General features: G+C 65.8%; 17 protein-coding genes. 11 read left to right on the top strand and 6 right to left on the bottom strand.

The features are described 5' to 3' along the window. Positions 1 to 393 precede the first annotated feature (393 nt). The 7 genes from PVW49_RS15470 (at position 394) to PVW49_RS15445 (ending at position 7,396) form a co-directional block, all read left to right on the top strand. Positions 394 to 1,512: a hypothetical protein gene (locus PVW49_RS15470; protein WP_274590971.1), complete on the top strand. Its 1,119-nt coding sequence runs from the start codon at positions 394 to 396 to the stop codon at positions 1,510 to 1,512. Between the two features lie 44 nt (positions 1,513 to 1,556). Continuing rightward, complete coding sequence (locus tag PVW49_RS15465) at positions 1,557 to 3,494, top strand: AAA family ATPase (protein ID WP_274590970.1); 1,938 nt, start codon at positions 1,557 to 1,559, stop codon at positions 3,492 to 3,494. Positions 3,495 to 3,880: 386 nt separating this feature from the next. Beyond that, complete coding sequence (locus PVW49_RS15460; protein WP_274590969.1) at positions 3,881 to 4,591, top strand: hypothetical protein; 711 nt, start codon at positions 3,881 to 3,883, stop codon at positions 4,589 to 4,591. Next, the gene (locus PVW49_RS23750; protein ID WP_350153864.1) at positions 4,579 to 4,986 is read left to right on the top strand and encodes a hypothetical protein; all 408 of its coding nucleotides are present in this window, start codon (positions 4,579 to 4,581) and stop codon (positions 4,984 to 4,986) included. Before PVW49_RS15460 ends, PVW49_RS23750 begins: the two co-directional genes overlap by 13 nt. Positions 4,987 to 4,989: 3 nt before the next feature. Further along, entirely contained in the window at positions 4,990 to 6,324 is a 1,335-nt protein-coding gene (locus tag PVW49_RS15455) for a DUF6638 family protein (RefSeq protein ID WP_274590968.1), read from the top strand. A gap of 3 nt (positions 6,325 to 6,327) precedes the next feature. Continuing rightward, a complete protein-coding gene (locus PVW49_RS15450; protein WP_274590967.1) occupies positions 6,328 to 6,603 on the top strand; it encodes a hypothetical protein in 276 nt (91 codons plus the stop codon). 154 nt (positions 6,604 to 6,757) lie between these two features. Then, complete coding sequence (locus PVW49_RS15445; RefSeq protein ID WP_048533307.1) at positions 6,758 to 7,396, top strand: DUF1523 family protein; 639 nt, start codon at positions 6,758 to 6,760, stop codon at positions 7,394 to 7,396. Positions 7,397 to 7,402: 6 nt separating this feature from the next. Here PVW49_RS15445 and PVW49_RS15440 read toward each other — a convergent pair whose 3' ends face one another. Beyond that, on the bottom strand, positions 7,403 to 7,861 hold the full coding sequence (locus PVW49_RS15440) for a hypothetical protein (protein WP_274590966.1): 459 nt from the start codon (positions 7,859 to 7,861) through the stop codon (positions 7,403 to 7,405). Next, complete coding sequence (locus PVW49_RS15435) at positions 7,858 to 8,994, bottom strand: citrate/2-methylcitrate synthase (RefSeq protein ID WP_274590965.1); 1,137 nt, start codon at positions 8,992 to 8,994, stop codon at positions 7,858 to 7,860. The genes PVW49_RS15440 and PVW49_RS15435 overlap by 4 nt, the downstream gene beginning before the upstream one ends. A gap of 32 nt (positions 8,995 to 9,026) precedes the next feature. Here PVW49_RS15435 and PVW49_RS15430 point away from each other — a divergent pair, with 32 nt between their 5' ends. After that, positions 9,027 to 9,875 carry a phosphate acyltransferase gene (locus PVW49_RS15430; RefSeq protein WP_274590964.1) on the top strand — a complete coding sequence of 283 codons (849 nt, stop codon included), beginning with the start codon at positions 9,027 to 9,029 and terminating at the stop codon, positions 9,873 to 9,875. Positions 9,876 to 9,917: 42 nt separating this feature from the next. Here the strand turns inward: PVW49_RS15430 and xsc are convergent, their stop codons facing one another. Beyond that, positions 9,918 to 11,687: a sulfoacetaldehyde acetyltransferase gene (xsc, locus tag PVW49_RS15425; RefSeq protein WP_274565787.1), complete on the bottom strand. Its 1,770-nt coding sequence runs from the start codon at positions 11,685 to 11,687 to the stop codon at positions 9,918 to 9,920. Positions 11,688 to 11,831: 144 nt separating this feature from the next. Then, positions 11,832 to 12,989 carry a glycosyltransferase family 4 protein gene (locus tag PVW49_RS15420; protein WP_274565786.1) on the bottom strand — a complete coding sequence of 386 codons (1,158 nt, stop codon included), beginning with the start codon at positions 12,987 to 12,989 and terminating at the stop codon, positions 11,832 to 11,834. Between the two features lie 214 nt (positions 12,990 to 13,203). Between PVW49_RS15420 and PVW49_RS15415 the strand changes: the two genes are divergently transcribed. After that, entirely contained in the window at positions 13,204 to 14,625 is a 1,422-nt protein-coding gene (locus tag PVW49_RS15415; protein ID WP_274590963.1) for a hypothetical protein, read from the top strand. Positions 14,626 to 14,630: 5 nt separating this feature from the next. Beyond that, positions 14,631 to 15,947 (top strand): glycosyltransferase family 4 protein, encoded by a 1,317-nt coding sequence (locus tag PVW49_RS15410; RefSeq protein ID WP_274590962.1) that lies wholly within the window; start codon positions 14,631 to 14,633, stop codon positions 15,945 to 15,947. Here the strand turns inward: PVW49_RS15410 and PVW49_RS15405 are convergent. Together PVW49_RS15405 and PVW49_RS15400 are read right to left on the bottom strand one after the other, a co-directional pair. Further along, positions 15,916 to 16,509, bottom strand: coding sequence for an exopolysaccharide biosynthesis protein (locus PVW49_RS15405; RefSeq protein ID WP_274565783.1), 594 nt, complete (start codon positions 16,507 to 16,509; stop codon positions 15,916 to 15,918). The two genes, PVW49_RS15410 and PVW49_RS15405, sit on opposite strands and share 32 nt — an antisense overlap. Further along, a complete protein-coding gene (locus tag PVW49_RS15400; RefSeq protein WP_274590961.1) occupies positions 16,506 to 17,366 on the bottom strand; it encodes an SDR family oxidoreductase in 861 nt (286 codons plus the stop codon). Before PVW49_RS15400 ends, PVW49_RS15405 begins: the two co-directional genes overlap by 4 nt. A 134-nt stretch (positions 17,367 to 17,500) precedes the next feature. On the opposite strand from PVW49_RS15400, the gene PVW49_RS15395 reads away from it, so the two are divergent. Then, on the top strand, positions 17,501 to 17,983 hold the full coding sequence (locus tag PVW49_RS15395; RefSeq protein ID WP_274590960.1) for a lytic transglycosylase domain-containing protein: 483 nt from the start codon (positions 17,501 to 17,503) through the stop codon (positions 17,981 to 17,983). Positions 17,984 to 17,992 lie beyond the last annotated feature (9 nt).

Raw genomic sequence — 17,992 nt, 5'->3', positions numbered from 1 at the left:
CCCGTCCCGGGCCCGCCCCGGGACCTCCTGGCCCGCCACAGGCGCGGGGCCCCGGATCATGTCCGGGGCGCGAGGTGACATTTCGACATCCCTGAGCCGCCCAATGCAACCGCCGCCCGACCGCGACGCACGGCCCGTCCCGCCCCCGACACCCCCGTCCCGGGCCCGCCCCGGGACCTCCTGGCCCGCCACAGGCGCGGGGCCCCGGATCAGGTCCGGGGCGCGAGGCGGCATCCGATCACGGCGGAGCCGCCAAACCGGTCGCGGCCTTGTCTCCCACGCGACACACCGCCCGCCCCGCTCCCGACGCCCCCTTCCCGGGCCTGCCCCGGGACCTCTTGGCTCACCATTGGCACGAGGCCCCGGATCACGTCCGGGGCGCGAGGTGGCATCGTGACCAACCCGGCCCAGGACCATCGCGGCCTCACCGACCTCCTCGCCTCGCGCCGCTATTTCCGCAAGTTCGAGACGATCACCACCCATCTCGGCCGGGTGGCGGCGGTGATGGAGGCTGAGGGCAGCCTGAGCCGCGAAGACGTCAAGATCCTCGCGCGCTACATTCGCGGCATCGCCTACACCTTCAAGGCGCTGAGCATGAAGTACCTGCTGGTCGGCCGCGACACCGGCCAGTTCTTTGGCTCGCTGGCCATCGACGCCACCGAGAGCGGCTTTCCGACCTTTCAGGAGCTGCTGGTCATGGCCAATGACGCGCAGCAGGCCGAGGCGCATCTGGAAAACATGCCCGGGATCGCGGCGCTGAAGGACCGGATGGTCCGCCAGATCGTCTCGGAACAGGCGATCCCGACCCGGCTGCAATTCGCCCTGTCGCAGCGGCTCTATTACGAGGAGCTGCTCGGGGGCCATCTGTTCTGGGCCCGGATGGACCCGCGCATCGACTGGGTCGAGGGTTTCGAGGGGCGGCGCAAGTACCGCATTTACTGGGCGGTCTATGACAGCCAGATTAACCTGCCGACGATCTACGTGCTCGAACTGGACGACACCGGCCGCACCGCCCTGCCCAAGGACGAGCGCCGCTGGCCCGAGGTGCAGCGGCATCTGATGGCGCAATCGCTTGGCGCGCTGAAGCTTTTGACCATCGCCCGGGGCTTCGACGAGAGCTTTGACGATCTCCACCCCAAACGCCTGCGCCGGTTCCACATCGGGCCGATGTATTCGCACAGCTTCACCCGCCAGTCCGGGCCGATCCGCGACGTGCTGGCCGAGGCGAAATCGCCGCCGGGCGAAGACTGGACGCTCGCGTGGACCTCGGAAATGCTGCGCAGCGAAGACGTGACCGAAACCCGTGCCGGCTGGTTCTCGACCGTGGAGCGCGAGGTGTTTGCGCTCGATCCCTTCTCGGGCCGGGGCGTCGACACCGGCGCCACCGAGACCCAGCGCGCCATCATCCTGCCCCAGCGCCCGTTTCAGGTGCTGGCGGAAAAGAACCCACCGGGCTTTGCCGCGGTGCGCAAGTTCGTCGTCAGCCCGGGCGGACGGGTGTTGTCCTATTGACCCGGACGCCGGGCAAAGGCCCGGCCCCGTTTGGAGAAAATCGCATGAGCCAGACCACCGACCAGATGGAGCTTCGCGAAGAGGACATCCGGAAACACTACCCCGCCGCCACGGCGCTTCTGACCGGGTTCGATCACACCCCGCGCATTGCCACCGCCACGGCTCCCGCAAGGGCGCAGGAGCGCTCCCCCGGCATTCCCCGCAGCTCGCGGTTCCGCTCCACCACCCCCGGCCTCGCCACCCGCCGCACCGCCGCCAAACACGGCGTCAGCCTGCGCGCCACGATCGAGGCGGCAGACGCCGACGATGCCCTTACGACGCCCCTGCAAGCCACCGCTTTGCACGCCCTGCGCCGCGCCATCGCCATCGCCCAGGCCATGGGCGAGGCCTATGCCGAGGCCACCGGCCTTGCCGATCTGAAACGCGCCAACCTCGCACATGCCCTGCCCGCCAACCGCAAGACCGAATTCTCCGAGCGTCTGAGTGCCGAGGCGCTGATCACCGCCCATTGCTGGGCCAATGCCACCGCCTATCTGCTGTCGCCCCACGCCTCCGAAACCAGCGTCGAGGTCGGCGAGGTCGAGGAGCTGATCCCCGACAATGCCCAGATCGCGCTGCACGGCCTCCTGTGGGAACTGGAACAGGACATCGACACCCACGCCCCCGACGATGCCCATCTGATTGCCACCCTGACTGCCTTTGCCGAGCAGGTGATGGACAAGGTGAGCTTGCGCAGCCAGGCCGCCCCCCACCTCGCGCCGTTCCAGAACGCGACGTGGCAGGTCGAGGTCGACGGTCTGACGATCCGCGGCTTCACCCCGGCGGCCAAGGCCAAATCCACCACGCTCACCATGCCCTTCAAGAAGCCGCATGAGGTGGTCGGCAACCATATCGCCAAGTACCAGGCGATGAAGCTGTCGAAGATGCTGATGGCCTATGACTTCGAGCGCCGGCTCAACCCCTTTGCCGAACTGGGCGGCTTCATCTTCACCTTCATGGGCGACGGCAAGCCGGGCACCGGCAAGACCACGCTGATCCAGATGATGGCCGGGCTGATCAACGACTATTGCAAGGTGGCCGACTACCCGTTCCGCTACCAGAATCTGTCAACTGACAACATCGACAGCTACCAGGGCAAATCGGGCCAGAACGCCAAGGCCTTCATCAACACGATCGTCGACCCGAACGTCATCGGCTTCGGCACCATCGACGACATCGACCAGCTTGCCGGCAAACGCGGCGACCGGCAGTCCTCGGCCGGCCAGCTCGAGATCACCGCCGTCCTGATGGAGAGCTTTGCCGGCGCCAATACCGTGGTGCGCGGCAATTGCACCTTCGGCATGTTCTCGAACTACCCCGAGAACGTCGACGACGCGCTGCGCCAGCGCGCCGGGGCGCGGTTTCTCGTCGACGGGCCGCAAACGCGCGAGGATTACATCGACATCCTGCATCTGCTGATGGGCAAGGGCCACGATATCCCCCTGGGCGACCACCAGGCCTTTGCCGCGCAAGAGATCAAACGCGCCGTCGCCGTCAGCTTCGAAAGCCACGCCCGTCCGCATGAGGAGGGCCTGCTGCGTGTCTTCGACCGGGTGCACGCGCAGGTCGGCGCGCTGGACACGATTGCCAGGATGGGCAGCTATCTGAAGGCCATCCAGCAGGCCGACCCGCGCTTTACCGGCCGGGCGATCAAGAACATCACCGATGCGGTCAAGGTGCGTTCGATGGATTTCGAGCTTCCGGACACATGGATGGAGGACCCGACGCTGTTCCTGCACCAGCCTTATGACACCAAGCTGGCGATGATTTCCGAGCTGCGCGTGCCGGTGACGCCGGAGATGGTGATCCAGGAGATCAACCGCTACGCCGACAGCGAATTCCGCTACGCCGACAAATCCGACGAGGCGGCCATCGCGGCCATGGTGCGGGAGTATGGCCGGCAGGAAGAGGCAAAGCGGCGATATCTGGAGGGCAAGGGATGAGTTTGGTGCTTCGCCGTCCCGGACCTGATCCGGGACCTCATCGCGACGTTGGCCAAGAGGTCCCGGATCAAGTCCGGGACGGGCGACCTTGCGCCGAGGGCTGCGCAGCGAGTACCGGTGACGCCGGAGATGGTGGCCCAGGAGATCAACCGCCACGCCGACAAATCCGACGAGGCGGCCATGGTGCGGGAGTATGGCCGGCAGGAAGAGGCAAAGCGGCGATATCTGGAGGGCAAGGGAAGATCCCTGCGTTTTCCCGTCCCGGACCTTAAGGGTAGGGAGTGGGCGGAGAAAGCGCAATTAAGCGCAAGTTATGGACAAGGGCGACCTCAGGATTGGACAAGACCATCTACAAGCATTATCTAACACTCTGAGGAGCGAGTAAAATGAGTGTGCAACACGGGTCGGCTGCTTGGAAGAATAGGCTCACGATCCCGACATACCGGATCGGCGAGGCCGCGTGCTATGCTCGTATTTCACCGCAGACCGTATCAGCGTGGCACAAGTCCCGTGGCAAGGATGCCCGCTCGACTCTTTCCGAAAAAGAACCAAATCGTGCGCTATCCTTTCTTCAGCTGATAGAAATGGCCGTCGTAGCTGATATGCGGCGAGCTGGCGTCAAGCTAAAAGAAATTCGGGAAGCCCGAGAGGATATGATCCGCGAAACGGGGCTGGCCTATCCTTTCGCGCAGCTGAAATTCAAGACCGATGGTGCGGACATTTTCCGCGAAGTTGAAGGTCCGCTTGGTGACGTGTTGACTGATAGGTTGCTGGCCCACAATCACGGCGGTCAATACTTTTGGACCGCGTTCATCCAAAGAAAACTCGAGGCTTTTAACTACGACGACGATGGAACCGCCATTAGCTGGAAAGTTGCGGGATCGGATAAAGAAGTTGAGATCAATCCTAAGCTTTCTTTTGGCGCACCGCAGGTCGGCGGCGTGAAAACCAGCTTGATAAAGACCCGGTTCGCAATCGGAGAAGAAGTTGATGAAATCGCCAGTGATTATGGACTGGAAGAAGGTCAGGTTATCGAGGCATTATTGTTTGAAAGAATTTTTCCAGAAGACCGACGTCTATCGCGATGGATCAACTAACCTACTATTTTGACAGAACCTTCGGGCAGACACTACCTAGAACCCTCGATCGTCTTCGGGGCACCCCGTTTCAGGTTCGCCACCCCAAAGGCGAGGGGTTCCATCAGAAGACGCCTGACGATGAATGGCTAGCAATCGCAGGAGAACGTAGATGGGTTGTAATAACTCAAGATTACAAGTTCCATCGTCCGGGGTTCGAGCATGAGATGGCAGCTATTAGAGAGCATTCCGTCCAGTGCTTTTATTTTCCTTGTGCGGACGAAACCGTCTGGGAGACCGTGTGCACGTTTGCCAGGTTTCATAAAAAGATAGAGTTAGAAGTGCGCGGTGCGGGAGGATGCTTCATCAGATCCCTTTCTAAATCGGGTAAGATCAAGGTGATCTATGAATCCTAAACCATGAACCGCCTCATCCAATCCGGCCTCATGTTCGGCAACCTGATCCGCGTCGACAGCCCCGCGCTCATCGACCGCTACAACCGCGCGCTCCGGCATCTGGCCGGCACGCAGACCGCCCTCACCGAATTCCACATCGACATCTCCGGCTTCTCCCCGGAAATCGGCGACGAGCTGGGCGATCCGCTCTATCTCAACCACCATGGCGTCAACCGGCAGTTCATCCTGCTCACCACCGAGCAGAAGACCGCGCCGCTGCTCGATGCCACCTTCTCCACCAGCCGCACCATTCTCAGACAGTTCATCGAAACCAACGAGGCCCAGCTCTTTGCGCTCACCGCCCGCGATGCCGTCGCCGGCGAGTTGGTGAATTCGATCTTCAGCCTGACCACGCCCGCCCGCCTGCTCGACATCCGCAAGATCACCGTCGAGGCCGACACCACCGGCGGCACGTTGCGGCAGGCGCGGGAGCTGGCGGAAATGGTCGATGAGTTCAAGACCCGCGAGGATGCCTGGTTCGATGACCCGCTGATCGCACGGATGATCGGCGCGGCGCGGAACACCGGCGACATCCTGCGCAACCCGGTGCTGCTCGAGACCATGAGCTTCGAGACGCAGAACTTCTGGACCAGCCATTTCGGAGGCTTCTACCTGTTCCGCGCGGTCGATCGGCCGGCGCTGATCACCGCCGGCGACAAGACCGCAATGCAAGACCTGCCGATCGGCGCGGTTTTCGACCTGTCGGACCGCAGCCGCATCGCCCGCTTTCTCGAAAGCAACCGCCTGGTCGAATCCATCGTCACCGCGCCCGGCCTCGACGCCGCCGCCATCCTGCGGCAAAAGATGGATTTCATCGTCGTCGACGCCGCCCAGGACGCCGGGATCGATCTCACCGGGGCGACGCGGCGCGACATTCGCCACCTGGCGCGGCGCCACGCCGGCCAATTGCCCGAGGCCTATCACGGGCTGGGCCGGCTGGTGCACTGGGCCGAGGGCGCCGGCGACTGGCCGCGCATCACCTCGGAGCACCCGTCCTATTTCCTGTCGCTGCGCGCCGCCGACACACCCGACCGCGACCTCGTCAACATGCTGCTGGCCGAGCTGGCCCCGCGCGACATCCGCCAGCTCTTCATCTGCCACAAGCAACTGTTCTATCAGCTCTATCGCGCCTGGTCCGAGACCAAGCGCAGCTATGTTGTCGATTTCCTGACCCGTGAATATCAGGTGGACAAGGCCGGGGCGCGTGCCGCACTCTTTGGCCATGAGCCCCCGATGCAAGAGCCTGGCGACGACCTGATCGCCCGGGTCGGCCCCTGGGGCGCGGTAAAAGGACGTTAGACGATGCTGGCATTCCTGAAACTCGCGGGCCTGGGCTTTCTCCTTCTCACCGTGGTCTATATCTGCCTGTCGCTCTATTCCCGCGCGATCCGCCGCGACAAGCTCGAGGCGCAATGGGAGGCCGACGGTTTCGAAGGCGACGAGGCGACCCGCCGCTCCTTTGTCGAGGACGGGCTTGCCGAATACGACAAATCCCTGCGCCGCAAGCTGATCCTCGGGGTCTATGTCGTGCCGCTGGCGCTGATCACCGCGGTGATCTATTTCACCAACTTCCACTAGCGTCCGCCGGCCCAGCCCCTCGCGGGCCGAACCATCGTCGCGCGCCCCTGTGTCGCGGTCTGAAAATCTCCGGCGGGCGGGCTCAAGCCGCCGGCAGATGTTTCCAAATGCCCGGCAAGGCACTACATATCCAGTAAATCACGGGGCCTCTCACATGCGTTACATCAAATGGTTCTTCATCCTGGCCTTCTGGGCCCTGGTTGGCGCCTTTTTCCACTACACCCTGCCGCAGCATGACGTGGCGCGGATCACCGATACCGAGATCCGCCGGGTGGATTTCGGCGAGAACTCGATCTTCTGGTCCAGCCCCGACAGCGGCAATGCCACCGGTCAGGTCAACCGCGACGTCTTTTTCATCCAGACGATCCGCGACAACGGCCGGCCGATGGTCTATCGCAACGAGGATACCGGCTGGGGCTGGCCGCCCTATTTCAAGTTCGACACCGCCAACCTGCAAACCGAGGCCGCCGACCTGCGCTCGACCTCGGACAACCCGCGCTGGGTGGTGATCAGACATTACGGCTGGCGCAACGAATTTCTGTCGATCTATCCCAACGCCGTCGACGTGCGGCGGGTGGACAGCCCCGACGTGACGATCATCCCCTGGACCAACATCATCATCCTGACGCTGACGGCGCTGGTGTTCTGGGCGATCTACGTGCGCTGGCGGCGGTTCCGTAGACGGCGCATCGATCCGATGCTCGAGGATGTCGAGGAAGGCTTTGCCGATGCCTCCGACGCAGTGAAAGGCACCGGAAGCCGGATGCGCGGCTGGTTCGGCGGCCGCAAGTAAGCCCCCTCAGAAGGTCAGAACCTCGTCGCCCCGCTCCGGCAGGGGCGGCTGGGCGGCACCGGCAAGATCCGGCGCCCGGCGCAGCCTGCGGGGCGCGAGATCGTCGTCAAAGCCGACGATCCACATGGCATATTCGTCGGTCTCGTAATCCTGCACCGCCAGCCAGAGCCGCGCCTCGGCATCGATATGAAGCGCGATCGGCTCCCACTCCTCGATCGGCGGCCCCGCGACCCAGCCGAAGCGGTGCTTGCAGCCCGCGATCGCGGCACTGACCGCCTTGGGCAGCACCACCCGGTCGAAGGCCCGCAGCCCCAACCCGAGCATCGCGGCGGCGGCCGGCGGCGCCTCGGGCGCGTTGGAGCGCGGCAGGTCGGGGTCGGCGACGCTGACCGCCATGCCACGCCATCGGCCCAACCATTCGCTGAGCCGACTGTCGGGGCGGAGCGTGGGCGGCTTGCGGGTCAATCGCGGTCTCCCAGCGGCACATAGGCGCGCCGTTGCGGCCCGTTGTACAGGGTAAGCGGCCGGATCAGGATATTGCTCTGCTGCTGTTCGAGGCATTGCACGATCCATCCGGGCATTCGACCGATGGCAAAGATTGGCACGTAGAGATCCATCGGAATGCCATGCAATTGATAGACGACCCCCGAGTAGAAATCCACGTTCACGTTCAGCCCGTGCCGGGCATAGGGCTGCATCGCCGTGACCACGGCCTGCAAGATCTCGTACCACTCCGGCGCGCCCTTTTCCTCGCCCAGCTTGCGCACGCCGTCGCGCATGTGGCGCGCGCGCGGGTCTTCGGCGCGATAGACCCGGTGGCCAAATCCGGTAACCGGCTCCTTGGCGGCGCGCTTGGCCTTGACGTAGGCGGCGGCGTTCTCCGGCGTGCCGATCTCGCGCACCATCTTCATCACGTCCTCGGCGGCGCCGCCATGCGCCGGCCCGGCCAGCGTGGCCAGGGCGGTGACGATGGCCCCGTGCAGATTGGCCTCGGTGCCGACGGTGACCCGGGCGGCGAAGGACGAGGCATTGGCGCCGTGCTCGGCGTGCAGGATGAAATCGACATCGGCCAGCCGCGCCGCCTCGGCCGAGGGCTTCTCACCGGTCAGCATCCAGAGCCAGTTGGCGGCATGACCCAGCGCCGGATCGGGCGCCACCGGGTCGCGGCCGTTGCGGATGGCCTCATGCGCGGCAATGATCATCGGCACCTGGGCGGCGAGACGGATGCCGTTGCGCAGAAAGGCCTCCGCGCCGGTTTCGCGGCTGTCCGGCTCCAGCGCCGCCAGCGCCGAGACGGCGGTGCGCAACACATCCATCGGGTGGCCGTCGGCCGTGGCGCGAATGATTTCATGCACTGCCGCCGGCAGGTGCCGAGCGGCCCTGAGCGCGGCGTCGAAGGCGTCCAGCTCAGCGGCGCCGGGCAATTCGCCATGGATCAGCAGATAGCAGACCTCCTCGAAGGTGCTGTGCTCGGCCAGATCATGGATCGTGTAGCCCCGGTACAGCAGTTCGCCGGCCCGTCCGTCGATATGGCTGACGCCGGAGCGTTCAAAGTAGATGCCCTTGAGGCCCCGGTTGATCTTCACGTCGTCAGTCATCATGGTCTCCTGGAAATGCGGAAAGGCGGGGCATGGCAGTTCTTGAAAAGGCATACGAGGCCGTGCGCGGGCGCGGAGCCCGCGTGGTCTTCCCCGAGATCGACGAGCCGCGCGTCGCCGAAGCCTGCGCCCGGCTGCGCCGGCAGGGCCTGGCCGAGCCGGTGGGCCTGGGCCCGGTGAGCGAGGCGCAGATCGCGGCACTGGCGGCCAATCGTGGCATGAAGGAAGGGATCGCCCAGCGGATGCTGACGCGGCCGCTGATCCGGGCGGCGGCGATGGTGGCGGCGGGCGAGGCGGATGCCATGGTCGCCGGCGCCGACAGCCCGACCGCCAAGGTGATCGAGGCGGCCGGGTTGGCCATCGGCCTGGCAGAGGGCGTGGCACAGCCCTCGTCGTTTTTTGTCATGGTCTTTCCCGACGGGCGCGAGATCATCTTTGCCGATTGCGCGGTCACCGTCGCCCCGGATGCCAGGGGCCTGACCGCCATCGCCCTGGCGTCGGCAGCCTCCTGCGAGGCGCTGCTCGGCCCGGCGCGCGTCGCGCTCTTGTCGTATTCCACCGGCCGCAGCGGCAGCGGGCCCGGCGTCGAGATGGTGCGCGCGGCGGCCGAGGCCACCGGCTTTCTCGGGCCGGTCCAGGCGGATGCGGCACTCAATGCGCGGATCGCGGCAAAGAAGGGGGCGGGCGCGGGCGATGCCAATGTGCTGATCTTCCCTTCTCTGGACGCAGGCAACATCGCCTACAAGCTGGCGCAGGAACTGGCCGGCGCCCAGGCCATCGGCCCCTTCCTGCAAGGGTTCCGCCGCCCGGTCTGCGATCTTAGCCGCGGGGCGACGGTCGCGGATATCGTCGCCGCAACCGTGGTGACGCTGGCGCTTTAGCCGGGCCCTTTCCCCTTGGCGGATCAGGGCCCCGCCCCGCCGTTAAAGACGGCGCATGTCGGCCCGGTCGATCCCGGCCACCGCCACCGGTTTCTTCATCGCGTCGCGGCGGAAGGGCTCGCCCAACTCCTGATTGATAAGCGCCTCGATCAAGGTGGTCTTGCCGTTCTCCATCTGATCCTTGATCGCGGTGTTCAGCGCCTCGGTCAGTGCGTCCATGGTCTTGGTCTGAACGCCCTTGAGCCCGCAGGCCTGGGCGATGCCGGCATAGCTCACCCCGTCGTCAAGCTCGGTGCCGACGAAATTGTCCTCGTACCACAGCGTCGAATTGCGCTTTTCGGCGCCCCATTGGTAGTTGCGGAAGACGACCATGGTCACCGGCGGCCATTCCGCGCGGCCGATGGCGGTCAGTTCGGTCACCGCGATGCCAAAGGCGCCGTCGCCGGCAAAACCCACCACCGGCGTGTCGGGGCAGCCGATCTTGGCGCCGATGATCGCCGGAAGTCCGTAACCGCAAGGGCCAAAGAGGCCGGGCGCCAGGTATTTGCGGCCCTGCTCGAAGGTCGGATAGGCATTGCCGATGGCGCAGTTGTTGCCGATGTCGGACGAGATGATCGCCTCGCGCGGCAACGCATTCTGAATCGCGCGCCAGGCCATGCGCGGGCTCATCCAGTCGGGCTTGGCGTCGCGGGCGCGCTGGTTCCAGGTGGTGCCGGGGTCGTCGTCCTCATGGTCCATCGAGGCGAGCTGCTGCGCCCAGGCCGATTTTGTCTGGATGATCAGGTTTTCGCGGTCCTTGCGGCCGTCGTCGCCGGCGCTGTCATCCAGCCCCGCGAGGATGCCCTGCGCCACCTTCTTGGCATCGCCGACGATGCCGACCGAGACCTTCTTGGTCAGGCCGATGCGGTCGGGGTTGATATCGACCTGGATCACCTTGGCATCCTTGGGCCAATAGTCGATGCCATAGCCCGGCAGGGTCGAGAACGGGTTGAGCCGCGTGCCGAGACAGAGCACCACATCGGCCTTGGAAATCAGCTCCATCCCGGCCTTGGAGCCATTGTAGCCCAGCGGCCCGGCAAACAGCGGATGCGAGCCTGGGAAGGCGTCATTGTGCTGATAGCCGACGCAGACAGGCGCCGAAAGCCGCTCGGCCAGCTGCATGGAGTCGTCGATGGCATCCGCCAGGACGACGCCGGCGCCGTTCAGGATCACCGGGAATTTCGCCTCGGAGAGAAGCTTGGCCGCCTCGGCAATCGCGGTTTCGCCGCCCGAGGGCCGCTCGAAGGAGACCATCTCCGGCAGTTCGATGTCGATCACCTGGGTCCAGTAGTCGCGCGGCACGTTGATCTGCGCCGGAGCAGACGCGCGATGGGCGTTCAGGATCACCCGGTTCAGCACCTCGGCGATGCGCGACGGGTCGCGCACCTCTTCCTGATAGGCCACCATGTCCTCGAACAGCTTCATCTGCTCGACTTCCTGGAAACCACCCATGCCGATGGTCTTGTTGGCGGCCTGCGGCGTCACCAGCAAGAGCGGCGTGTGGTTCCAATAGGCGGTTTTCACGGCGGTGACGAAATTGGTGATGCCGGGCCCGTTCTGGGCGATCATCATGCTCATCTTGCCGCAGGCGCGGGTGTAGCCGTCGGCCATCATCCCGCCCGAGCCTTCGTGGGCGCAATCCCAGAACTGGATGCCGGCCTTGGGAAACAGGTCCGAAATCGGCATGAAAGCCGAGCCGATGATGCCGAATGCATGTTCGATCCCGTGGCGTTGAAGCACTTTCACGAAGGCTTCTTCGGTGGTCATTTTCATCGGTCGGCATCTCCTGAAGAATCTGTGGAACGGACGGCGCCCATTGTGTGGCCGCAGGCTAAAGCTTTGACCGCGCCCGCGATAGCGCCAGTGAATTCCAGCGGATAGGTCCAGTTTCGGTAAATCAAAGCGCTCTGGGCGCTCTTAGCGGTGCCGCGCGCGCAGATGAGCGTCGACCGACCGACCCCAGGCATCCCAGTTGAGCCGCTCTTCGTATTCCCGCCGGGACGACCGGCGCAGCGCCTCGTACTTCTGCGGCGCCGCCAGATAGGCCTCGACCCGGGCCGCAAAGCCTTCGGCGCCGGTGCCCAGCGGCAGGGCATGGCCATTGACGCCTTCGCGCACCGGCACGCCGCCAATGCGCAGGCAGAGCGCCGGCAGCCCATAAGCCGAGGCCTCGCAGAAGGCAAAGCCGAAGCTCTCGAAAGAGGGTTGAAACAGGAAATGCGCCCGGCGCATCACCGCCGCGAAACGCGCCATGTCTTCGGGGCGGGATTTGTCCAGCACGCCATGCGCGGTGATGTACTCCGCGCCGGCCGCCTCTGGCGGCGTGACGCCGATCACATCAAGCACCGCGTCCACCCCCCGCGCGCGCAGCAGCTCAACAGTCTCGAGCACCAGCGGCCCGCCCTTGGCGTGCCAGTCGCGACCGATCAGCGCAAAGCGCAGCCGGGCGCCACGGCTGAGCGCCGGCGGGACATCGACCGCGCCGGGATCGGCCACATTGGCGCCCCAGGGCAGGATGACAGATCGCTCGGGGGCCAGCTCGTAAAGCACATCCGCACCCGATTTCAGCCATTCCGTCGGCCAGAGCAGCAGGTCCATCGCCCGGAACACCCGCCGCTCGGCGCCCAGGATCATCGGATCGAACATCCGCGAGAGGCTGAGGTAGGAACCGAAGGATTGCCCCACCTCGGAGCGCTTGTAGGTGGTTGGCGTGGCGTCCGAGGAATAGATCGAGAACACCCCCGGCGGCACCCGCAGCCCGGCCAGCGCGTGAAAGGCATAGGCGCAGAACAGCACGTCATAGCGGCCCCGGGTCAGCTGTTTCTGAAGCTCCGGCGCGATCAGCCGCGACAGCCCCAGCCGGGCGCGCCACAGCGCGCGAATGGTCACCGGTTCGGGCAGCGCGCAGATCAGCCGACGCAACGGATCGATCCGGCCCCAGCCGGGATCGAGCACCGAGACATCGCCGACATGGGTCTGCAAGGCAGAGAAAATGCGCGCATTGCCGCCGGAATAGGTCAGCGGATCCTGCGGAGAAAGATCGCAGAGATAGGCTATCTTGCGGCGGTCGGGCAATGGAGTCTTGTATGAATTAGGGACAATCGCGCATACGCTGGCCAAGCGCCGGGCCGAGTGCAAGCGAAAAATCTGCCCTGCGCCATTTCGGCGCGTATGGCGCCGGGCAAACGCCCCCTTTCCCAAACCGGCCGCCGGCGGCTAGACTGCGACCGGCCCAAAACCTGCCGCATTCCTGTTCTAGTGTTCCGCTGTTGCAACCAAAGACGCGCTGATGCCCAATATCCTGGCCAATCTGATGCTGGCTGTCTGGCCAGTGGTGACGGTGATCCTGTTTCGCCGCCTGTCCCTGCCGCAGGCGCTGGTGATCTGTCTGGTCAGCGGTTTCCTGATCCTGCCGCCGCCACCGGCCGCCTTCGATTTTCCGCTGCTGCCGCCGCTCGACAAGCATTCTATCCCGGCGTTGACCGCGCTGATGATGGCCATTGCCACCTACGGCCTGCGCAAATCGGTGCTGCCCGACACGCTTCTCGGCAAGGCGCTGATGCTGATCTTCATCTTTTCACCCATCGCCACGGTGATCACCAATACCGAGCCGGTGCGCTGGGGCGACGTGCTGCATCTGCCCGGGCTTCTGGTGACCGACGCGATCGCCCTGACGCTGACCCAGATCCTGATCTTCATTCCCTTCGTGCTGGCCCGTCAGTATCTGGTCGAGGCCGCCTCGCAGCGCATGGTGCTGTTGGTGCTGATGTGGGCCGGCTTTGCCTACAGCTTCCCGGCGCTGCTCGAAACCCGGCTCTCGCCGCAGCTCAACATCTGGATCTACGGATATTTCCAGCATGATTTCGCCCAGACCATGCGCTTTGGCGGCTGGCGGCCGACGGTGTTCCTGTATCACGGCATCTGGCTGGCCTTTTTCGGGATGATGGCCCTGACCGCCGCGGCGGCGCTGTTCAAGTTCGAAAAGAAGCGCAAGCTGATGTATGCCGGGCTGACGCTCTGGCTGGGAGCGAGCCTGGTGCTGTACAAATCGCTCGGCGCCATGCTCTTTGCCGCGGCGCTGATCCCCGTGGTGCTGCTTTTTGGCGTGCGGGCGCAGCTCAAGGTCGCGGCGCTGGTGGCGCTGCTGGCGATCGGCTATCCGATGCTCAAGGCGGTCGACATGATCCCCAGCGAACGGCTGCTCGCCGCCGCCGCCAGCATCGAGACCGAGCGCGCCAATTCGCTCAAGTTCCGCTTCGACAACGAGGATATGCTGCTGGAGCGCGCCTATGAAAAGCCGGTCTTCGGCTGGGGCAGCTGGGGTCGGAACATGATCTACAACGACATCACCGGCGCGATCGAGACGATCACCGATGGCCGCTGGATCATCGTCATGGGCAAATACGGCTGGCTGGGCTTTCTGGCCGAATTCGGCTTGCTGGTGCTGCCGATCTTCCTGCTCTGGCGCGAGATGCTGGCGCGCAAACCCGACGAAATCTCGCCGTTTGTCGGCCCGCTGACGCTGATGCTGGCAGCCAATGCCGCCGAGCTTGTGCCCAATGCCACGCTGACGCCGCTGACCTGGCTGCTGTCCGGCGCGCTGATGGGCTATGCCGAAACCCTGCGCCGCGAAAGACTGCGGCTTCGGGAAGACGCGCTCAAGGGGCGCAATTCGCGGTTCGCGCTGAAATGGCGCCCGGTGATGGAGTAGATGGTATGACAAGACGCCGCGTTCTGGCGATTGCGGAGGCCGCCAATCCCGATTGGGTCTCGGTGCCGCTGGTGGGCTGGTCGCTAGCGCATGCGCTGCGCGAGGTGGCCGATGTCCACTTGGTCACCCATGCCCGCAACCGCGCGGCGATTCTCGATGCCGGCTATGTCGAAGGCCGCGAGGTGACCTTTATCGACAGCGACAGGCTGGCCCGCCCGCTGTGGCAGCTGGGCGAGGCGCTGCGCATGGGCCAGGGCAAGGGCTGGACGACGATCCAGGCGCTCAACGCACTGGCCTATCCGCATTTCGAACGGCTGGTCTGGCGCGCCTTCGGGGCCGAGATCAAGGCCGGCGCCTATGACATCGTGCACCGCATCACGCCGCTCAGCCCGACCATCGCCAGCCCCGTCGCGGCGCGTTGCGCGCGCGCCGGCGTGCCTTTCGTGCTTGGCCCGCTCAATGGCGGCGTGCCCTGGCCCGAGGGGTTCAACAGCGAACGCCTGCGCGAACGCGAGTTGCTGAGCTATCTGCGGTCGGCCTATCGCTACCTGCCCGGCCGCGCCCGCACCCTGCGCCACGCGGCGGCGATCCTGACCGGATCGCGCCACACCCAGTCCGAGATCCCGGCGCGCTACCAGGACAAGGTGGTCTATCTGCCCGAGAACGCCGTCGATCCGGCGAAATTCTCGCGCCTGTCGCGGCCGGGGCCGAAGCCGTTGCGCGCCTGTTTCATCGGCCGCATGGTGCCGTACAAGGGGCCCGACATGCTGCTCGCCGCCGCCGCGCCGCTGCTGCAATCAGGGGCCATGACCCTCGAGATGATCGGCGATGGCCCGATGATGAACGAGCTGCGCGCCCAGGTCGCCGAAGAAGGCACCGACGCGGCCGTCACCTTTCACGGCTGGCTGCCCCACGGCGAGGTCGAAAGCGTCGCCGGGCGCTGTCATATGCTCACCTTCCCCTCGATCCGCGAATTCGGCGGCGGCGTGGTTCTCGAGGCGATGGCGCTGGGGCTGGTGCCGCTGATCGTCGACTACGCCGGCCCGGGCGAGCTTGTCACCGCCGGCACCGGGCTCAAGATCCCGATCGGGCCGCGGGCCGCGATCATCAAGGGCCTGCGCACCGCACTCAAGGACGTGGTGGCCAATCCGGGCCAGCTCGGACCGATGGCCGAGGCCGGCCGCGCCCGGGTGTTCGACCATTTCACCTGGCACGCCAAGGCCCGGCAGGTGGCGGATGTCTATGAGTGGACGCTCACCCCCGCCGCCACCCGGCCCGATCCGCTGGCGCTCAGGCCGGCACCTGCCCGGCGAACCAGCTGACCAGCAGCGCCATGGCGGCCAGCGTGGCATAGCCCGCCACCAGCCAGAGGCCATCGCGCACCATCAGCCCGAAGGCCAGCAGCGACACCGCCATAGCGCCCACCGAGGTGACCATCGGCAACAGCTCGAGCAGCGGCCAGGTCAGCGCGATCAACAGGATCAGCAGCTTGGTCACCAGCGCCATCGGCGGCGCCGTCATCGGCCGCAGCCGGCTTTGGCTGCGCGCGTCGACCCATGCCGCCATCGGCCTGAGCCAGGCAATCGCGCGGGCCAGCCTGGCGCCGGTCACCGCCCGCCGCAACACGAAACCGGGCAGCCAGAGATGCCGCCGCCCGGTCAGCCATTGCGCCGAGATCAGCACGACAATCAGCGCCCCGATGGTGGGCGTCCCCGGAATGCCCGAGAGCGGCGTGACCAGCAGCACCGACACCACCAGGACCAGCGGCGCGAAAGAGCGCTCGCCGATTTCCTGCAACAGATCCGCAACCGTGACCTTGTCGGCGCAATCCGCCTCGGGTTCGATGGCGCTCAGTACCTCGCCGAGGCTGCGCGGCGGCGTCACTTTCCGCGATCCCGGTCAAGCAGCGCGCGCAGACCGCTGCGGTAATCGGGGTATTTCAGCGTCACCCCCAGTTCGCGTTTGATCCGGTCGTTTCGCACCCGCTTGCTTTCCGCATAGAAACTGCGCGCCATCGGCGTCATCTCGGCGCTGTCAAACGGCACCGCCTCGGGAATGGGCACGTCCAGAAGCTCGGCGGCATAGGCGATCACGTCCTGCGGCGGCGCCGGATCGTCATCGCAGAGGTTGTAGATCGCGCCCGGGTCGGGCCGGGCGATCGAGGCCCTGAGCACCTGGGCGATATCCTCGACATGGATGCGGCTGAACACCTGCCCCGGCTTGATGATCCGCCGCGCGCTGCCCTGCCGCACCTTGGCAAAGGGGCCGCGCCCCGGCCCGTAGATGCCCGCCAGCCGAAAGATATGCAGCGGCAGGCCGGGGATCGCCTGCCAGGCCGCCTCGGCCTGCTGGCGCCAGACGCCGCGCCGGGTCGAGGGGGCCAGCGGCGTGTCCTCGTCCACCCAGCCGCCACCGTGATCGCCATACACCCCGGTGGTCGAGAGATAGCCCACCCAGGCGAATTGCCCGGCGCGCGCGGCAATCTCCTGGCCCAGCGCGGCCAGCACCGGATCGCCCGCCGCATCCGGCCCGGCCGAGATCAGCAGGTGATCGGCGGCCTCCAGCGCCGGGCGCAGGTCGTCGCCGGGAAAAAGCCCGGGTTCGATGCTCTCGGCTTCGAGCTGCGGCCGCTTGTCGGGGCTGCGAGTGGTGCCGATGACGCGCCACCCCTCGGCCAGAAGCAGAGGGGCAAGGGCGCGGGCGCTGTAGCCATGGCCAAAAGACAAAAGCGTGTGTGTCATGCGCGCAACCTGTCCGCAGCGGCGCCCGAAGGCAAGCGTTTCGGCGGCGGTCCGCGCAGCTTTCCGGCGGGAGGATGCAACCTTGCCCCGGCCTCGCTAGGCTCGCGCCATCTGCCACTGACCGAGTCGTCCGGATGCCCCACCTCTCCCGCCGCGCGCTGCTTCTCGGCGCGTTTGCCAGCCTCGCCGCCTGTGGCCGCCAACGCGCGCCAGAACCCGCGCCGCCCGCCGCCTTCAACCCGCCGCTCCATCCCAACGAGACGCCCGAGCTGCGCCGGAAGATCAACAGATGGGCCGATCACTACGAGATCCCCCGCACGCTGTTGCACAAGCTGGCGATCCGCGAGAGCACGCACCGGCCCTGGGCGCGCAACGGGCCCTATTGGGGCCTGCTGCAAATCCTGCCGCAGACCGCGCGCACCATGGGATTTCGCGGCAAACCCGCCGACCTGCTCGATGCCGATACCAACCTGCAATATGCCGGCAAATACCTGCGCGGTGCCTGGCTCCTGTCAGACGGCAGCGAGGCGACGGCGATCAAATGGTACGCGCGCGGCTATTATTACGAGGCCAAGCGGCGCGGCATGCTGGTGGAAACCGGGCTGCGGCCGGGCTGACCGGCCCCC

The sequence above is a fragment of the Marinovum sp. PR37 genome (genome assembly GCF_028807375.1).
In the GTDB taxonomy this organism is placed as follows: domain Bacteria; phylum Pseudomonadota; class Alphaproteobacteria; order Rhodobacterales; family Rhodobacteraceae; genus Marinovum; species Marinovum algicola.
The sequence above is the reverse complement of the archived record's forward strand: the minus strand, read 5'-3'. Positions and strand labels throughout refer to the sequence as shown.